Below are 17094 nucleotides of genomic sequence, written 5' to 3' on the forward strand. Positions count from 1 at the left end.
CTGCAAGAATTACAGCGAGGCAATAATTGCATCTGATCTTACTAAGCTTTAGATTCATCCGTAATTATCCCCTCCATTTGTTACGGATTCACCATGATTTCAAGCGGTTGGTCCATCGTGTTTAATTCTAATAAGGCTCCGGTAGCGTCGTAAAACCGAACCTCCGACAGCTTTAGAGACATCGTGCCACTTTCGCCAGCAATATATGGCAAGCTCAGGATTTGATCATCGCTTTCAAGCGATACCGTTTCCGGTGTCGTTACAACCAATCGGTACACGAACCGATTACCTGAAACTGTTATCGAATCAACGCTGTTGCTCTTGTCATAATCGTTAGGATGATGAGCGATTACGAATTTACTTCCGCCATGACGATAGACTGCTTTGTCATCATTTAACTCAACAGAATCCAATGTACCCCCTGATATTTCCACCGTGAACTCCACAGCCACTACATTCAACTTTGTCTTCAATCGCTTCAGCACCATATCAACAACTAATCTGCTGTTAGGTGCTACATGATCGACACTGCTTGCGATCTCAAATACATGAGCTTGGGGCTGCGGATCTGGATCCGGGTCGGGATCCGGTTTTGGATCTGGATCCGGGTCAGGATCCGGCTTCGGATCTGGGTCCGGCTCGGGATCCGGTTTTGGATCTGGATCCGGGTCAGGATCCGGTTTTGGTTCCGGGTCCGGGTCGGGATCCGGCTTTGGATCTGGATCCGGGTCAGGATCCGGCTTTGGATCTGGATCCGGGTCAGGATCCGGCTTTGGATCTGGATCCGGGTCAGGATCCGGCTTTGGATCTGGATCCGGGTCAGGATCCGGCTTTGGATCTGGATCCGGGTCAGGATCCGGTTTTGGATCCGGGTCCGGGTCAGGATCCGGTTTTGGATCTGGGTCCGGGTCAGGATCCGGTTTTGGATCCGGGTCCGGGTCAGGATCCGGTTTTGGATCTGGATCCGGGTCAGGTTCCGGTTTTGGATCCGGGTCCGGGTCAGGATCCGGTTTTGGATCCGGGTCGGGATCCGGTTTTGGATCCGGGTCCGGGTCAGGATCCGGCTTTGGATCCGGGTCCGGGTCGGGATCCGGTTTTGGATCCGGGTCCGGGTCGGGATCCGGTTTTGGATCCGGGTCCGGGTCGGGATCCGGCTTTGGATCTGGATCCGGGTCAGGATCCGGCTTTGGATCTGGATCCGGGTCAGGATCCGGCTTTGGATCTGGATCCGGGTCAGGATCCGGCTTTGGATCTGGGTCCGGGTCAGGATCCGGTTTCGGATCCGGGTCTGGCTCGGGATCCGGCTTTGGATCTGGATCCGGGTCAGGATCCGGTTTTGGATCTGGGTCCGGGTCGGGATCCGGCTTTGGATCCGGCTCCGGGTCAGGATCCGGTTTTGGATCCGGGTCCGGGTCAGGATCCGGCTTTGGATCTGGGTCCGGGTCAGGATCCGGTTTCGGATCGGGGTCCGGCTCGGGATCCGGTTTTGGATCTGGATCCGGGTCAGGATCCGGTTTCGGATCGGGATCTGGGTTCGGAGTGATAATATCTCCATCCCTATTCCCTAAAGAACCGTCCGCTACCGATGAACTCGATTCACAACATACTAAATATTCATAAGTATTCTTGCATAATTCCAACTGAGCAACCTTCAAATTTTCTATAAATCGTATCCGTTCTGACGGACTTAGTGAATTGGCGTACTTCCACTCTAACTCGTCAAGAACCTGAGATTCGATTCCATTTACCTTCTGCTTACATCCAGCCGATGTAATACTTGAATCATGTGGATTTACTCTCTTCTGCCCGCTTATCCACTTCTCCAGACGCTTTAGAACCCAATGCTGCTGCTGCCTCTCCGTTTCACTGATTTGAAGTGTCGCCTCCCGCCATGGAATCCGGCTTGCATCTGCTTCCTTCCGGGTAAGCATGCCAGAATCTACAGCGACTCGCACGAGTGCAGCCAAATAAACCTTCATGTTATGTACGACGCGAATTTCAAAGCTTTGTTCGTTCTCTGCAGCTTGGATGCTTACCGTATCGCCGTCCAATCGACTGAACGATCTCAGTATTTCGCACGATTTGTGAACCAACCCAGAGTAATCAATGGCACATCCATCTTTTTGCCAAGCCTTCACATATTGATCGTTCTCCTTAGCGGCATCCGCATAACCAGTGACCATGGATCGAAGAATGGCCGGATCAAGTTCGGTAAGTACCGCTTCGATATTGGCATATTCATAGAGAGCCTCAATGCCACGCCCTCTTGCCGGTATGAACGTTGCGCTTTGCGCTGGGTATACGAACTGATGCTCGAACGTAACGAACGCCGCATCACCCTTAGCTTCCTTTTGTGTTATCTTGCCTTGATTATTAACCGCCGCTGACGTGCTTGTTCCATCAGCTGTTAGGCGATCTTTGCCACCACTCTCAGATGCAACGGGGTATTGTGCTTGTACGACACCTGCTATCACGTGCAACTGCGTCCAGCCTAACCGAGGGTGCACATAGACGCCGAATTGCGTTCCGCGCACAGCCATAACAGCCGTTGGCGTCTCTAACTCAAAGCGGTCATCCGCCCCTGTTAACGATTTCACCTTAGTGAACACCGAACCGGCCAACACACCGATTCGTGTCTTTACCCCGTCCTTAATTTTCAGCTCCGTAAAACTGACATCTGCATCAGCACCAATGGTCAGCTCGTCTTCTTCATCATTGCCTGCCAACTGCAGCACAACACTCGATTTCGGTCCGGTTTCAATACGGTCTCCCTGGTTAATGCTCATTTTATTAAATACTTGAAGCGCTTTGTCCCCACCTGATTTAGTGACGGTCACGCTCCCTTTCCATTCTTTCACTATTGCAAACCGAACCGCTTTATCCGAAGCTTTCGCCGTACCGGGACCGATGAAGGTGACAAATAAGAAGATGAACGCCAGACTACACGTTGCAATTTGTTTCACTTTCACCCTCCTCTCCTTTACATATCGGACATTATACACATTTCTACTATATGCGTGTCCCTCTTTTCATGAAAATGTAAAAAAATATTCTGTTTTTATCCAGATCATTACACAAAAATATAAAAAATACATTTATAAATATTTCATCCAATTAAGTTATTATATTTAAAATTTGTGTTCTGCTAACTCTGCTAACAAGCCGACTTACAATTATTTTGATATAAGCTCATACACCATGACGGCTTCCGCCTTGCCTTTCAACCGAAGCGGCCCGATCGATTGGGTCTCGAACGCATCTTGAATGCGTCGGTTCGCTTCTTCACCAACCAGCACTTGTCCCGGCTTCGCCTGCGATTCCAACCGTGCCGCTACATTGACGGTGTCGCCAATTGCCGTGTAGTCAAGCCGCAACGTCTCCGAACCAACATTGCCGACCACCGCCTCTCCGCTTTGGATACCGATACCAAAACGTACAGATACATCAAGCTCTGCAGATATCTTACGGTACAGATCTTCCGAGCGCTGCTGCAACTCCATGGCCGCACGTGCAGCGTGCTCTGCATGTCGATCCAATGTGTGTGGGGCGCCAAATATGGCCATCACTCCGTCACCAATGAACTTATCGAGAGTGCCATGATGCTGAAAAATGGTCTCCGCACACAAGTGTAAATATTGGTTCAGCACTTGGATCGTCCGTTCCGGCTCGAGCCGCTCGGACAGCGGAGTAAATCCGCGGATATCAATGAACATAACCGTAATGTCGCACTTCGTGCCCCCCGCCCGAATCGGAACATTGGATTGCAGCAGTTCCGTCACGACAGCCGGAGAAACGTAGCGTCCGAACAATTCTTCCACTTGTTGGCGCGCACGCCTGTCTTCCCGGCTGCGGTACGCTATAACTAAGATATAGGCCGCGGACATACCGATAACTTCCGTTAAATACGGAATAAATACCGCCCCAATACTATATATCCCGACCCATATGAGAGTGTAACCGACGATCATGCTCAATCCGCACAGAGCTCCACGCACGCCGCGAATCCGATATGCGCACCATGCGGCCGCAAAGATGCCCGTAATTAAGGCGAACACGCTCCATCCGAAGGGAGCTTCTTTATAGAACCGTCCTTCCACCAAAGATTGAATCATGTTAGCGTGAATTTCGACGCCATAAAGCGTCATCGAACGGCTCAGCGGAGTCATATGACGGTCGCTGAGTGAAGTCGCATAAGGGCCGATCAGCACAATCGTGTCCTTATAATAAGCAGGATCTACAATTCCAGCCAGCACATCACAGAATGATTGCCGGTCATACCCGTTCATCGCTTCTTCCCCGTATCCATAAGGTGATGAGAAGAAATCAATGGCAACTTGGTGGCGGTCGTCTGTCGGAATTCGTTCCCTCCCCTGGTACCACCCATTGTCATTCGGGTCCCAACGAATCTGCTGCTCCTTCGGCAAGAGCCGGTTGGCCATAAGTATGTCGAGCGACGGGAGCATCATCCCCTGCTCATCAGGCAGTCCCAAGCTCATATTACGGATAACGCCGTCGGAATCCGGAAGCACGTTCACATGCCCGAGTTGTCCTGGATCAATCCGAATGGAAGGGGCGGGCCGATCGACGCGCTCCACGACAAGCGATTGGCCATCCGGTTGGAGCGAGCGCAGCGTCACTTGCACAGGCAAGTAGATGTGTGCATATTTGCTCAATTGTTCGGATAATGCGCGATCGTCTTCCACTTCTTCGGATGGATCAATCAGCAGCAGATCCAACGCGACCGCCTGAGCGCCGGCTTGCATAAGTTCGCCTACAAGCTGGGCATACACCGCTCGCGGCCAAGGAAACGGTCCCAATTGTTGCAATGACGCTTCATCAATAGCAATAATCTTGATTCTGTCGTCGGGGATCTGCTCTTCGACGCTTTTCGTCCGCAAGGCGTCCCGAAACGCATGCTCCACCATTTGGAACACGCCGCCATTGCCGTAGCTGTACAAGTACGCCGTAATCATGCTCAAGATGCCAACGATTAGCATCGGTACAGCTATTTTTTTCATTCGCTTCTCCTTTACAACATGAACCACACCTACAACGTAATACTGATAGAATGATATAGTCATTTCGTTTGATCACAATCTATCTCATTGTAGAACGAGGAGCGCATCGTTGGCAATTTCCAGCTGTAAAAAAATAAAAACCCCGCGAATCCGCGGGGATGCTGTAGGTTCTCTCTATAAATGATTCGTGCAGCAGGTTAGTTAAAAGGTGCGTCCGCAATCTTGATAGAATCTGTTGGGCAGCCGTCTGCAGCATCCTGCAGATCGTCGAACAGATCTTCCGGAATATCGGTTACCCCTTGGTTGTTGTCGCCGTCATAAATGACTTCCGCAATTCCTTCATCATCGTAGTCATAAATATCTGGTGCCGTTGCGCCGCAAGCTCCACATGCGATACAAGTGTCTTTATCAACCCAAGTGTATTTTGCCATCGGTTTAGTTCCCTCCTGTAAAAGTACAGATCTTCTTGGTTCCTCCGTTATCAATATAATACAAACAAGTCCGAAATTCAAACGATTTCCAACTTTTTAGAGACGTTTGTACAATCTATGCAGCTCTTGCAGAATAACACTTGCAATCTGCCTTATTCGTCTTGATCTCGCAAAAAATCAGTCTGCAGCGAAGTTCCCCGAACACGATGGTTCCGCAACAGTGTAGATGGATCATCACCAAGCATTCCCAGCGTGACGAGTGCGTTTTCTCCATATTTGTCCCGTATCTTGTCCATCGTCTGGTTCAATTGCTCTCTTTTGGGCTGCTGCTCGTAATCAAACAAGTCGAGCTGAATAGCTGCTTCCTGCTTCGCGAGCAGATTCTGAGCCGTAATGCCTAATAGTCGAACCGGCTTATGTTCAGACCAATGGCGCTCATAGAGCCGCCACGCTTCTTCTAACAGCTTCGCGGCGTCATCCGTCGGATCTTCGAGTGTATTGGAACGGGTAATCGTCTTCATGTCCGGCGTTCGAATTGTCAGCTGCACCGTTTGGGCCATCAATTGCTGTCTTCGCATCCGCCGCGCTACTTGGTCAGCTAGATTAAGCAGCACCCGTCGTACTTCTTCAACCGCCTCGACGTCCTTCGGCAACGTAGTCGTATGGCCAATGGACTTGCTCTGTTCCCTTTCAGGATTCACCACACCTTCATCTTGACCATTCGCGGCCCGTTTCATCCAATGGCCATGTACGCCGAACATGGACACCAACCGCTCTTCATCCGCTTGCGCTAGTTCTCCAATCGTGCGGATGCCTGAGCGCGACAGCTTCGTGGCCGTCTTATGTCCAATGCCGAACATTTCCCCGCAGGGCTTGTGCCACAGCAGCTTCGGAACATCCCGAATCCGCAGCACCGTAATTCCGTTCGGCTTCTTCATATCCGAAGCCATCTTCGCCAGCAGCTTATTCGGCGCGACACCGATGGAGCAAGGCAAAGACAGCTCCTCCCGAATCCGCTGCTGCAGTTCGTCTGCGATCGATAAAGGCGTGCCGAATATTTTGGAACCGGTAATATCCATATAGCATTCGTCGATTGACATCACTTCAACAAGCGGTGTGTAACTTTTCGCGATTTCGATAAATGCGCGGGAATACCGCCGGTATAAATGAAAATCTGGACGGATTAGCATTAAATGAGGACAAAGGCGAAGCGCCTGTCTCACATGCATGCCGGTGCGAATGCCAAGCCTTCTTGCCGCATAGGAGCAAGTAACGATAATTCCTTTGCGCAGCTCAATGCTGCCTGCCACCGCTGTCGGCTGCCCTTTATATTGTTCCGGGTCTTCCGCTTCATGGACGGAGCAGTAGAACGCATTCATATCGAGGTGCAGGATGACACGTCCTTTGGAAGGGTAATATTGACGAACTTCGTCACCGGTTCTATCGTTGCCGCTCACAACCTCTCACATCCTTTACACCTATGAACCAAAACAGAACCCCTGTTCTATTTATAGCTTACATACACTTGCTTCTCCATGCAAGAAATAACAGGCAAAAAAATGAAATAATGAGCGATTGATTTAAAATTCCTAATGCATAATAAAGCTGAAAATGCACGCAATGGAGCGTTGGAGAGGACATACGTCCGGCACTCATAGACTCCCCATTCACTCGCGATCCAAAAAATCGGCTCTATACAACGCTGAAAGCAGTGCTATAATAGGAAAATAGTTTCTTTCCATATTCATCCTTGCATAACCTAAGGGGGTACCTAGAATGTCGAATGTCATCTCTATCTTTGATACTACGCTGCGTGACGGCACCCAAGGAGAAGGCATCAGCCTTTCCGCGGACGACAAAATAAAAATTGCACGCAAACTTGACGCATTTGGCGCTCAATATATTGAAGGCGGCATTCCGGGCAGCAACGGCAAGGACATTGAATTCTTCAAGAGAGTCAAATCATACGCTTGGAATGCCAAGCTGACCGCATTCGGCAGCACACGTCGCAAACAATCGTTGGCCGAGCATGATACGAGCTTGAATCGGATCATTGAAGCTGGCGTGCCGGCAGCGACACTCGTAGGGAAGTCTTGGGACTTTCACGTTCATACGGCGCTGCAGACAACGCTGGAAGAAAATTTGGCAATGATTTCTGATTCCATTGCTTACCTTAAACGCGCGCAGATGGAAGTGATGCTCGATGCCGAGCATTTCTTCGACGGCTACAAGAACAATCCCGAATATGCGCTCGCGGTGCTGAAAGCGGCACAAGAAGCCGGAGCAGACTGGATCGTCATGTGTGATACGAACGGCGGCACGCTGCCGAACGAAATCGGGCGTATTATTCGTGAAATCAGCACTCAAGTGCAGGTTAAGCTTGGCATCCATACGCACAACGATTGCGAGCTGGCTGCAGCGAATACCCTAGTAGCCGTAGAGGCCGGTGTCACCCAGATTCAAGGGACGATGAACGGCTACGGTGAACGCTGCGGCAACGCGAACCTGTGCTCCATCATTCCGACGCTGCAGTTGAAGATGGGCTATTCGTGCGTAAAAGACGAGCAGCTTCAAGAATTGACCACAGTTGCGCGCTACGTAAGTGAAATTGCCAATGTGCATATGCCTGTCAATCAACCTTATGTCGGCAATGCCGCCTTCGCGCACAAGGGCGGCATCCACGTCTCGGCCATCTTGAAGGACTCGCGCACCTATGAGCATATTCAGCCGGAGCTTGTAGGCAACAAGCAGCGCGTGCTCGTATCTGAGCTCGCAGGACAGAGCAATGTGCTGTCCAAGGCGCAGCAGCTCGGATACGAACTGGATGCAAGCAAGCCGGAGACCCGCTCCATCATGGAACGAATCAAGGAACTTGAGCATCAAGGCTACCAATTCGAAGGCGCTGACGCCTCGCTCGAATTGCTGCTTCGCCAAGCGACCGGTCAGACGGAGGAGCCATTTGCGTTCGAATCCTTCAAGATTTTGGTGGAGAAGTCCGCACAGCGCTCCGTCGTGTCGGAAGCCATCGTGAAGCTTAATATTGACGGCGAGACAATATATACGGCTGCAGAAGGCAACGGTCCAGTAAATGCACTTGATAACGCGTTGCGCAAAGCGCTCATCCGCCATTATCCTTATATTGAAGAAATGCATCTTTCCGATTATAAAGTGCGCGTCTTGGATGAAAACGATACGACTGCTGCCAAAGTCCGTGTTCTGATCGAATCTACGGATTCACAAAATGCATGGAGCACCGTTGGCGTCTCCAGCAACGTTATCGAAGCAAGCTGGGAGGCGCTCGTAGACAGCATTCGCTACGCCTTAATAGGCAAAGAAAAGCGTCAGCTCACCTCAGAACGGAAAGAGCAAATCGGTCTAGTCAACCATTAGCTTATAGAGGTTATTTAATAAGTCCCCTTTTGATCACGGTGCTGAAAAGCGGCCTTTTTGAACACGCACTTATATGTTCCATATGCTCCGCAACGCCAATAAGGAACGGCGCTTCTCTCCGTAGAGGCGGCCGTTCCTTATCCATTCCCTGCACTTTTCTGATTGCTCATTCATTCCTCGATCAGCTTCTCGATTGCCTCTTCCAGATCCTTCGGCGGGCGAAGCCCAACGAACAATTCACGAATGACCCCATTCTTGTCAACCAACACATTTGTCGGAAATGCGATTCCATTATAAAGCTTAAATGCTTCGCCTTTCTTATCCATCAGTACAGGATTCACTAGACCATATTTTTCCACGAATGCTTTCGCCTTCGTTTCTGAATCGTAGGAGGTGACGTTGACTGACAGCATTTCCATTCGATCCTTATACTTCGCATACAGCTTCACCAGATCAGGCGCTTCGGCTTGGCATGGATCGCACCACGATGCCCAGAAATTAATAAAGATCGGCTTCTCCTGCTTGCCGCCAACCTGAAAAGTCGTTCCATTCGTGCTTGTTAACGAGAAAGAAGGCGCCAGCTTCCCGGCCTGAGGACCTGTTTCTGTAGGCAGGACTGTGCTGGATCCAGAACCATGCTCCCGCCCAGACGTATCTGCGGCTTTGCCCATTTGATTTTGCCATGCCCCAAAGCCAATGAGTCCAATGCCCAGTATAAGTACGAGTACGCTCTTTTTCATAAAACCTGCTTCTCCTTTGCTGGACTCCTTACAGAGGTTATTCGTTATTCAAAAGTCCCCTTTTGTTTTACGATGCATCTCAGGATGTGATTAGTCATCGAATCTTGCCTTTACTCTTGAAGTCCTATGCTTCCGATGCTGTTTTCTTGCGAAAACTTGCTCTGCACTTCTCTGTGCTGAAAAGTGACCTTTTTAATCATCCATTTACAGTTATTGTACCCCTTTCCCAGTAAAAATACGATCCTGTAATGTAACGAATCGAATGACACATCGTTATCAGGGGTACAGTAACGAGGTAAATGTTATGAAACGGAGGAACGAGGAATAATGGAGAAACAACAAGCTCGGTCCATGTGGCTGGAATATGCTGCACTCGCTACCGTGCCGCTCGTGCTTGTCTTAGGCAATTCGATGCTCGTGCCGATCTTACCAGAAGTAAAACGTCATCTTCACTTAACGCAGTTGCAAACAAGTCTTATCATTACATTGTTCTCTGTCACGGCAGGTATCGTTATACCGTTTACCGGGTACTTATCCGATCGCTTTGGCCGTAAAAAGGTCATCATTCCGTCACTCATCGTCTACGGGATTGCAGGTATCCTGACTGGACTTGGCGCACTGTGGGGCTCCTACGGGATGCTCATCGGTTCTAGAGCCTTGCAAGGCCTGGGAGCAGCAGGAACCTCCTCAATCGCTATGGCGCTAGTCGGGGACTTGTATAAAGATGCGAAGGAAAGCCAAGCTCTCGGCTTGATTGAAGCTTCGAACGGTGCGGGAAAGGTAATAAGCCCCATACTTGGCTCGGCACTTGCATTGTGGACTTGGACGGCTCCCTTTTTTGCCTTTCCTTTCTTCTGTGCATTGTCCTTAGTGGCCGTTATTTGGCTGATCCATGAGCCAGATCAGAGACCAGAGCCGGTTCCGATTAAGAAGTACTTGCAAAATATTAAGGTCATCTTCAAGCAGAAGGGACGCTGGTTGATTCCGGCTTTTTTTGCAGGATCATTAGCCTTATTTATTTTGTTTGGCATTTTATTTTATTTGTCGGATATTTTGGAAGAGAAGCCCTATTCGATTAAAGGCATCATGAAAGGTCTGGTGCTCGCCATCCCGCTGTTGGGCATGGTGACGACGGCTTACATCACAGGGAATTTAATTAAAAAGAATGGCGTGCTCATTCGTTGGCTAATGAATATCGGATTGTTGATGATGGCGATTTCGCTTGGATTCACGATTTTCTTCAATAAAAATGTGTACGGCTTTATCAGTCTCATTACCGTGAGCAGTATCGGAACAGGAATGCTGCTGCCGTGCTTGAATACGATGATTACCGGTTCTATAGACAAGGCCGAGCGCGGCATGATCTTATCACTGTATAACAGCTTGCGCTTTTTCGGTGTTGCGTTCGGTCCCCCGCTCTTCAGTTGGATGATGGACATCTCACACCGTGTTATTTTCATTACAGTCACCGCACTATCTGTAATCGCGTTCGTGCTAGTGTTCCTCTTCATCAAACCGGACAAAGAAGTACGCTAAACAAAAAAGGAGTCTTGATTATGATACACTTACCTTGGATGTCTGCATGAGATTAGACATTTCGTCACTCATTGGGACAAGTCAAGGACAAAGAGAGGGTTTCAAGCAATGCACGACTCCATCAACAATCAACTGGATACGAGAGATCCGATTCATATCGAGTGTGCCGTCTGGGAGGCGATGGTGAACCATGCACGCTCCCAGCTGCCATTCGAAACGTGCGGCGTCCTTATCAAACCGCGTCATTGCCGGATGTACAGGGAATTTAGACCGCTTATGAATCTGGCCTCTGATCGGCTTCACTCCTTCCAGCCCGATGCCCAAGAATGGGTAGCTCTCGTCATGCAAGCCGAGCGTGAACAGCACACGCTGCTGCTCGTCCATTCTCACCCTGGAAGGCCCCCTATCCCTTCTACAGACGATGCGGATGGCATAGCATTAAGCGCTGCCCTATTTGACGCCTATATCATTGTTTCTTTCCATAAGGATGGGGCTCATCACAAAATAACGGATGGCGATCCTCCCGATACACGAGCATACCGCCTTCACGCTTCTAGTACGCAGCACAGACATGGCAGCCGCCATATTTTGTTTGAGCTAGCTCATATCACAATTGTGGAGAGGTAAGATGACTCAGAGCGATTGGTTACGTGCTGATACCAAATTATCGCGCTTATCTTCTCCGAATATCTTTATCTGTATGATCCATAGTCCCCATATCCTCTTCATCCGTACTGTTGAATTCCTCTCTTTCACTCATTCTAAATTTATAAACGATACCTCGAACAATATGTCAGATAATCCAACATATTGTTAATTTATTCGAGTCATTATAAGCTGTAAATGAGTATGTCGACAAATATATGTGATATATTTTTACTTAAATAATGTTCATTTAATATTCATTGTGTTTGTTTTAAATATACTCGTCTATTATGTTAGTTTATATTACATATATAAAACCATAACGTTTGACTGTATGGTTTGTTTTTTAGTATCATATACATTAGATAAGTGAGGTGAATGACGATGGATAGAAGGAATTTAATTCGAATTGGTGAGCTCGCTCGTGCTGCTAACGTCAGTCAGCGTACGATAGACTATTACACGACGATCGGTCTTCTTGAGCCTGTGCAGCGCACGGATACCAACTATCGTCTGTACAGCCATGAAACGATCGAGCGAATCAAACGTATTAATCAATTAAAACAAGAGAAATATTCATTAGAGGAGATCAAACAATATTTCTCTCAGCTAAGCAAAGTGATTGCGGAGCACGATATTGCTGCAAGACTTACCGAACTGCAGCTTCATATGGAGAAGCTGGAGCGCGAAGCCAAGGAACTGCAGCCAATGATCGATAAGCTCAAGGCGAAGCATACCAGTTCTCTGTTCAACCGCTTGGCGACACAAAGCGCAGCTTGTGTAGAAGTGCTTCTCACCTTCATCGACAAAGGGAACAACCACTTTATGATGTAAATGAAAGTACGTATCATGAAATGACCTTCCACAGTCGCCTAGCTAAAGCTATACTCATTACTATTTTCAAGATCAAATCGTAATAGCGGTTGTTCAAAAAGCGAAATTTTGAACACGAACTAATAGGAGGTAAGCCACATGTTTTTTCACCCAATGGATTTTTTAATCATCATCGCTTTTGGACTCTCTCTGTGGGCACAATTCCGTGTTAAAGGTACGTTTAGTCGCTTCTCACAAGTGCCTATATCAAGCGGGATGACTGGCTACGAAGCCGCCCGCCGCATGCTGGACAACAACGGCCTGTACGATGTGCCGGTCGAACCGGTGCAAGGCGCACTGACAGACCACTACGACCCGATTCACCGTGTCGTTCGACTATCTGAGCCAGTGTACTATGAGAACTCCATTTCGGCGGTCTCAGTTGCCTGCCACGAAGTCGGTCACGCGATCCAACATCAGCAATCGTATCCGATGCTTGTGCTCCGTCACCGCATCTTCCCGGTTGTCAACTTCGCTTCTGGGTTTGCACCGTTTCTCATCATTGCCGGTTTTCTGTTCGCGTGGTCTGGAATGCTGCTTGCTGGTATTATCTTCTTCTCTGCAGCCGTCTTCTTCCAGCTGGTGACGCTGCCGGTGGAGTTTAACGCGAGCAACCGGGCAAGAGACATCATGATTTCAGAAGGCTTCATCACGAATGACGAGGAACGCGGTGTGGCTAAGGTTCTGAATGCAGCTGCACTCACTTATGTCGCCGCCGCACTTATCTCCGTCCTCGAGCTGCTGAAGTACATTATGATTTTTACAAGCCGCGACGACTAAGACCGGCTTATCTTAACTAGCGTATAACAAAGGAGCTGCCCTAGCAGTAGATAAATCTACCTATGGAGGAGCAGCTCAGTTCATTAAAATTATAGTGTGAAGACAAAAATGGTGGGGCAAGGATTATTTCTGCTTCACCATTTTTCGTTCTGCCAAGGTAGCGTACGCCACCCGCCTCTAGGCAACTCAACTATACCCCTGCAAGCGCTATTGGAAATATACAGCAGAATGTACGATTTAGGCGGCTCTACGGCACTTAGCTGTATTTTGTACAGTGGATCTAGCTGCTTTTAAGCTATTGCTGCGGAAAGAGTGTCAAACCACTGTATGAATTCCAACGGAACCTACCGTACAGAGATCTACGCTGCTATTCCATTGTACAAAATCCAATGCAGCAAGAAGCGACAGAAGCACCCCGACCTTAATTAAAAAACAGGGGGTGTCCTTCAGGTCATTCAGACCTTTTGGACACCCCCTTCTTTATTACCGAGTACTTAACATGCGCCTTTTGCCGCTACACACTTTATTATTGCGTTGGTGAAGCGTTAGAAGAAGTCTTATTCGAACGCGCAAGCTCATACAGATCGTGCTGCTCGAAATATCGCAGCAGAAACGCATGGAACGTGTGTGCGACGAGCGGCAGCTTCTCATCCACCCGGCGAATCAATCCAATCGTTCTCGTGACGGCCGGATCAACGACACGAACACGGGCCGGCTCTAGCTCGGACGTATGCTTGAGCGCCATATCCGGCAGCAAGCTGACTCCCATCCCCGCAGCGACGAGCCCTCGTATCGTCTCCGTCTCTTCCCCTTCGAAGCTGATGCGAGGGGTAAATCCAGCTTCAATGCAAGCATCCCACACAATGGGACGCAGCGAATATCCTGGACTGAACATTACAAAGGTCTCATCCTTCAACTGCTTCAATGAAATGGACTCTTCCCCTGCCAACGCATGATTCGGTGGCAGAATGGCAAGCAGCTCCTCCGTCAACACGATTTCACCGGTGACTTGATCACATTCTTTCGGATACGGCGAGATAAAAGCCAAATCCACTTCACCCGATACCACATCTCGAATTAAAGACGGATACATTCCCTGTTTAAAACGAAATTTGACATTAGGATGCCTTTTGCGAAATTCAGCCACCATCTTCGGAATTAGATGAACTCCCAAGCTGTGGGGAAATCCGATTCGAACTTCACCAAGCTCCGGATCCATAAACTCCTGCACCTCTTGGACTGCTCGTTCCAGCTCTTTCAAAATCACTTCTGCCCGCTTGCAGAACAGCTGACCGACTGGAGTCAACTGAAGGTTGCGGCCTTTTTGCAAAAACAACTTCACTCCAAGCTCTTCTTCCAATTGATGAATTTGCCGACTTACCGCTGACTGAGCGACGTGCAGTTCCTCCGCCGCTTGCGTCACATGCTCTTTTTGCGCCACCTTAACAAAGTAGTGCAATTGCCTAAGTTCCACGACTCCTTCGCTCCGATCTCGATTTATGCTTGTATAATTATCGAATTAACCGCAGAATGCTGTACACCGCAAACCCGGCCACCAACCCGCCGATATGGGCGCTCCAGCTAATCCCGCTGATGATGAACGACTGTGCAATACCAATCCCTAGAATGATTAAGAGGGTCTTGCGCGAAGCGTCATCCAGCGTCCAGCGTTGAAATATTGCAATGAACAAATATGCTCCGTATAAGCCGTATATCGCCCCAGAAGCGCCGACAGCAAGCGTGCCCCATTCCGACAGCATAAGCGCAGCTCCATTCCCAAGCAGCCCGCTTGCCACATACAGTAAGGCATATTTAAAAGAACCCAATATTTTTTCCAGCGGCGGTGCAAATACGAACAACGCGAACATATTGAACAGGAGATGCTCAAAGCCGGAATGAAGAAACATCGCCGTCGCCATGCGCCACGTTTCATGGATGTATGGTTCTTCTTTCCAGATCGCACCGAAACGGAACAGATTTTCTCCATTCTGCGAACCGCCGCTTACGGCTAACACGGCGAACATCACCAAGTTAGCGATAATAAGGAGGGTCGTTACTGGATAGTTTTTCACATAGCTGCGCCAATTCTCGTAACGAATAAAAATCATACGCTATCCCTCGCTTTCTCACCTTATATCTTACTTCTCGCTCAATCATTCTCAATGATGCACGCAACCTATCACGAAGCGACATTGGACAACTGTGCGAGTTAAACATTATAATGGAAATTAGGTTTACCAAATATTAGACCGTTATGTAAGAAGGAGGTTCCAACCATGTCCGTAGAACGTACAGGTGTGGCAACACTTAAAGGCAATCCCATCACATTGCTGGGTCCAGAACTTAAAGTAGGCGATAAAGCGCCTGATTTTCAATTAAACAAATCGCTTGTCGAAGCTGTCAGCCTGAAAGATCTCGCAGGAAAAGTGAAACTCATTAGCGTTATTCCATCCATCGATACTGGTGTATGCGATGCGCAGACGCGCCGCTTCAATGAAGAAGCCGCTAAGCTTGGTGACAACGTAGCCGTATTAACGGTAAGCGTAGACCTTCCAATGGCACAAGCGCGCTGGTGCGGAGCTGCTGGTGTGGAGAACGTCGTCATGCTGTCCGACTACAAAGACAACAGCTTCGGCGAAGCTTATGGCGTGCTCATTAAAGAGCTGCGCCTCGACATGCGCTCTATCTTCGTACTGGATGTCAACGACACAGTCCAGTATGTCGAATATTTAAGCGAAATGACAGAGCATCCGAACTACGAGCAAGCGATTGAAGCAGTCAAATCTCTGCTGTAATCCTCTGCGCATAGAGTAAAAGCGAGAGAAGAGTTTCGGCTCCTCTCTCGCTTTTATATGTACGAGCTTATTACTGTGCCTCATCGGCAGCCGCTTAAGAGGTAATTCAAAAAGCCCCTTCGATCACGAAGCATTCCAAGAAGTCTTTTTGAACACGCACTTTAATTATTATTAACTTTAACTGCTGCCATCTTCTTATCCAAGACGGCATACAGATCCAATATGACCCGGTAGTTTGCTCCGAAGTCTCCCATTCCTCCGCGAGAAGCCGAGTAAATATCGACTGCCGTTCTCATCGGTCCAACGTTGATGACGGAAACGGTAATATCCATCGTTCGTCCTGTCATCGTACGTTTCTCCAGAGTAATCTCGCCTACCGAAGGCACTTCATGCAACACTTTGTATCCTTGTATCTTCTTCAAAGTCGATGCGACTTCTTCCCAGACTTTATCCCGAGACATCTGGTAGTAATGCGTTTTCAATTTAGGGTCCTTTGCCCGATCGCCGCTCGATTCAAAGCTGCGAACGATGCCAACCAACACACGTTTGAGTGACAAAAGCGTGTTCCTCCTTTTCATGACAGCCGTTGCTCACTAATCTATAGTCTAACACTGTTCGAAGGTTAACGAAAGAGGATTTCATAGAGAAAAAGAAAAACACCTTCAGGGCGGACCAAGGTACGCTTTGAAGGTGATTCGGTTGTTGTATACCCGCCTATGCCGTTTGGCTTCTATGTTTCTGAACCTGCTCTCGCAGGTGGGTGTCCGCAAAAGTACTTATGACTTCCCTTCGGAGAGGGCCTGTCAGCCGTGCTTCGATATTGAACTCCCAAGAAACAACCATTGGTTCAAAACAACGAAAGCCTACACGCACATCGCAGGATGTA

At 48.8% G+C, this 17094-nt stretch carries 14 protein-coding genes and 1 other RNA gene; 6 read left to right on the forward strand and 9 right to left on the reverse strand.

What is annotated here, in order from left to right; translation table 11 throughout:
* Window positions 1-80: 80 nt before the first annotated feature.
* The 4 genes from M3650_RS17635 to M3650_RS17650 form a co-directional block, all read right to left on the reverse strand.
* Window positions 81-2963: a FecR domain-containing protein gene (locus tag M3650_RS17635; RefSeq protein ID WP_251576726.1), complete on the reverse strand. Its 2883-nt coding sequence runs from the start codon at window positions 2961-2963 to the stop codon at window positions 81-83.
* A 210-nt stretch (window positions 2964-3173) separates the two neighbouring features.
* On the reverse strand, window positions 3174-5018 hold the full coding sequence (locus M3650_RS17640) for a CHASE2 domain-containing protein (protein WP_251576728.1): 1845 nt from the start codon (window positions 5016-5018) through the stop codon (window positions 3174-3176).
* Window positions 5019-5215: 197 nt separating this feature from the next.
* Complete coding sequence (locus M3650_RS17645; protein ID WP_019424294.1) at window positions 5216-5449, reverse strand: ferredoxin; 234 nt, start codon at window positions 5447-5449, stop codon at window positions 5216-5218.
* 152 nt (window positions 5450-5601) lie between these two features.
* Window positions 5602-6906: a DNA polymerase IV gene (locus M3650_RS17650; protein WP_019424293.1), complete on the reverse strand. Its 1305-nt coding sequence runs from the start codon at window positions 6904-6906 to the stop codon at window positions 5602-5604.
* A 319-nt stretch (window positions 6907-7225) separates the two neighbouring features.
* Between M3650_RS17650 and cimA the strand changes: the two genes are divergently transcribed.
* Window positions 7226-8839 carry a citramalate synthase gene (cimA, locus tag M3650_RS17655; RefSeq protein ID WP_251576730.1) on the forward strand — a complete coding sequence of 538 codons (1614 nt, stop codon included), beginning with the start codon at window positions 7226-7228 and terminating at the stop codon, window positions 8837-8839.
* 170 nt (window positions 8840-9009) lie between these two features.
* On the opposite strand, the gene M3650_RS17660 is transcribed toward cimA, so the two are convergent.
* Entirely contained in the window at window positions 9010-9579 is a 570-nt protein-coding gene (locus tag M3650_RS17660; RefSeq protein ID WP_251576732.1) for a TlpA family protein disulfide reductase, read from the reverse strand.
* A gap of 327 nt (window positions 9580-9906) precedes the next feature.
* Between M3650_RS17660 and M3650_RS17665 the strand changes: the two genes are divergently transcribed.
* From M3650_RS17665 to M3650_RS17680, 4 genes are all read left to right on the forward strand, one after another.
* Window positions 9907-11115 carry an MFS transporter gene (locus tag M3650_RS17665; RefSeq protein ID WP_019424289.1) on the forward strand — a complete coding sequence of 403 codons (1209 nt, stop codon included), beginning with the start codon at window positions 9907-9909 and terminating at the stop codon, window positions 11113-11115.
* A 108-nt stretch (window positions 11116-11223) separates the two neighbouring features.
* A complete protein-coding gene (locus M3650_RS17670) occupies window positions 11224-11742 on the forward strand; it encodes a M67 family metallopeptidase (RefSeq protein WP_251576734.1) in 519 nt (172 codons plus the stop codon).
* 402 nt (window positions 11743-12144) lie between these two features.
* Window positions 12145-12594: a helix-turn-helix domain-containing protein gene (locus tag M3650_RS17675; protein ID WP_019424286.1), complete on the forward strand. Its 450-nt coding sequence runs from the start codon at window positions 12145-12147 to the stop codon at window positions 12592-12594.
* A 138-nt stretch (window positions 12595-12732) separates the two neighbouring features.
* Window positions 12733-13413 carry a zinc metallopeptidase gene (locus M3650_RS17680; protein ID WP_019424285.1) on the forward strand — a complete coding sequence of 227 codons (681 nt, stop codon included), beginning with the start codon at window positions 12733-12735 and terminating at the stop codon, window positions 13411-13413.
* A 526-nt stretch (window positions 13414-13939) separates the two neighbouring features.
* On the opposite strand, the gene gltC is transcribed toward M3650_RS17680, so the two are convergent.
* Window positions 13940-14887: a glutamate biosynthesis transcriptional regulator GltC gene (gene gltC / locus M3650_RS17685; RefSeq protein ID WP_251576736.1), complete on the reverse strand. Its 948-nt coding sequence runs from the start codon at window positions 14885-14887 to the stop codon at window positions 13940-13942.
* Between the two features lie 37 nt (window positions 14888-14924).
* The gene (locus M3650_RS17690) at window positions 14925-15521 is read right to left on the reverse strand and encodes a rhomboid family intramembrane serine protease (RefSeq protein WP_019424283.1); all 597 of its coding nucleotides are present in this window, start codon (window positions 15519-15521) and stop codon (window positions 14925-14927) included.
* A 168-nt stretch (window positions 15522-15689) separates the two neighbouring features.
* Here M3650_RS17690 and tpx point away from each other — a divergent pair, with 168 nt between their 5' ends.
* Complete coding sequence (tpx, locus tag M3650_RS17695) at window positions 15690-16208, forward strand: thiol peroxidase (protein ID WP_233697620.1); 519 nt, start codon at window positions 15690-15692, stop codon at window positions 16206-16208.
* Window positions 16209-16369: 161 nt separating this feature from the next.
* Here tpx and M3650_RS17700 read toward each other — a convergent pair whose 3' ends face one another.
* Together M3650_RS17700 and ssrS are read right to left on the reverse strand one after the other, a co-directional pair.
* Complete coding sequence (locus M3650_RS17700) at window positions 16370-16765, reverse strand: DUF1499 domain-containing protein (protein WP_019424281.1); 396 nt, start codon at window positions 16763-16765, stop codon at window positions 16370-16372.
* 146 nt (window positions 16766-16911) lie between these two features.
* A non-coding RNA gene (gene ssrS, locus M3650_RS17705) (6S RNA) lies at window positions 16912-17094 on the reverse strand.

Origin of the sequence: Paenibacillus sp. MER TA 81-3, from assembly GCF_023713585.1 — a bacterium.
In the GTDB taxonomy this organism is placed as follows: Bacteria; Bacillota; Bacilli; order Paenibacillales; family Paenibacillaceae; genus Paenibacillus_B; species Paenibacillus_B profundus.

Coding starts and splice junctions, on each gene's coding strand:
- M3650_RS17680 (WP_019424285.1), top strand. CDS start 12,733: ATGTTTTTTCACCCAATGGATTTTTTAATCATCATCGCTTTTGGACTC.
- M3650_RS17670 (WP_251576734.1), top strand. CDS start 11,224: ATGCACGACTCCATCAACAATCAACTGGATACGAGAGATCCGATTCAT.
- M3650_RS17640 (WP_251576728.1), bottom strand. CDS start 5,018: ATGAAAAAAATAGCTGTACCGATGCTAATCGTTGGCATCTTGAGCATG.
- tpx (WP_233697620.1), top strand. CDS start 15,690: ATGTCCGTAGAACGTACAGGTGTGGCAACACTTAAAGGCAATCCCATC.
- cimA (WP_251576730.1), top strand. CDS start 7,226: ATGTCGAATGTCATCTCTATCTTTGATACTACGCTGCGTGACGGCACC.
- M3650_RS17665 (WP_019424289.1), top strand. CDS start 9,907: ATGGAGAAACAACAAGCTCGGTCCATGTGGCTGGAATATGCTGCACTC.
- M3650_RS17675 (WP_019424286.1), top strand. CDS start 12,145: ATGGATAGAAGGAATTTAATTCGAATTGGTGAGCTCGCTCGTGCTGCT.
- M3650_RS17690 (WP_019424283.1), bottom strand. CDS start 15,521: ATGATTTTTATTCGTTACGAGAATTGGCGCAGCTATGTGAAAAACTAT.
- M3650_RS17660 (WP_251576732.1), bottom strand. CDS start 9,579: ATGAAAAAGAGCGTACTCGTACTTATACTGGGCATTGGACTCATTGGC.
- M3650_RS17645 (WP_019424294.1), bottom strand. CDS start 5,449: ATGGCAAAATACACTTGGGTTGATAAAGACACTTGTATCGCATGTGGA.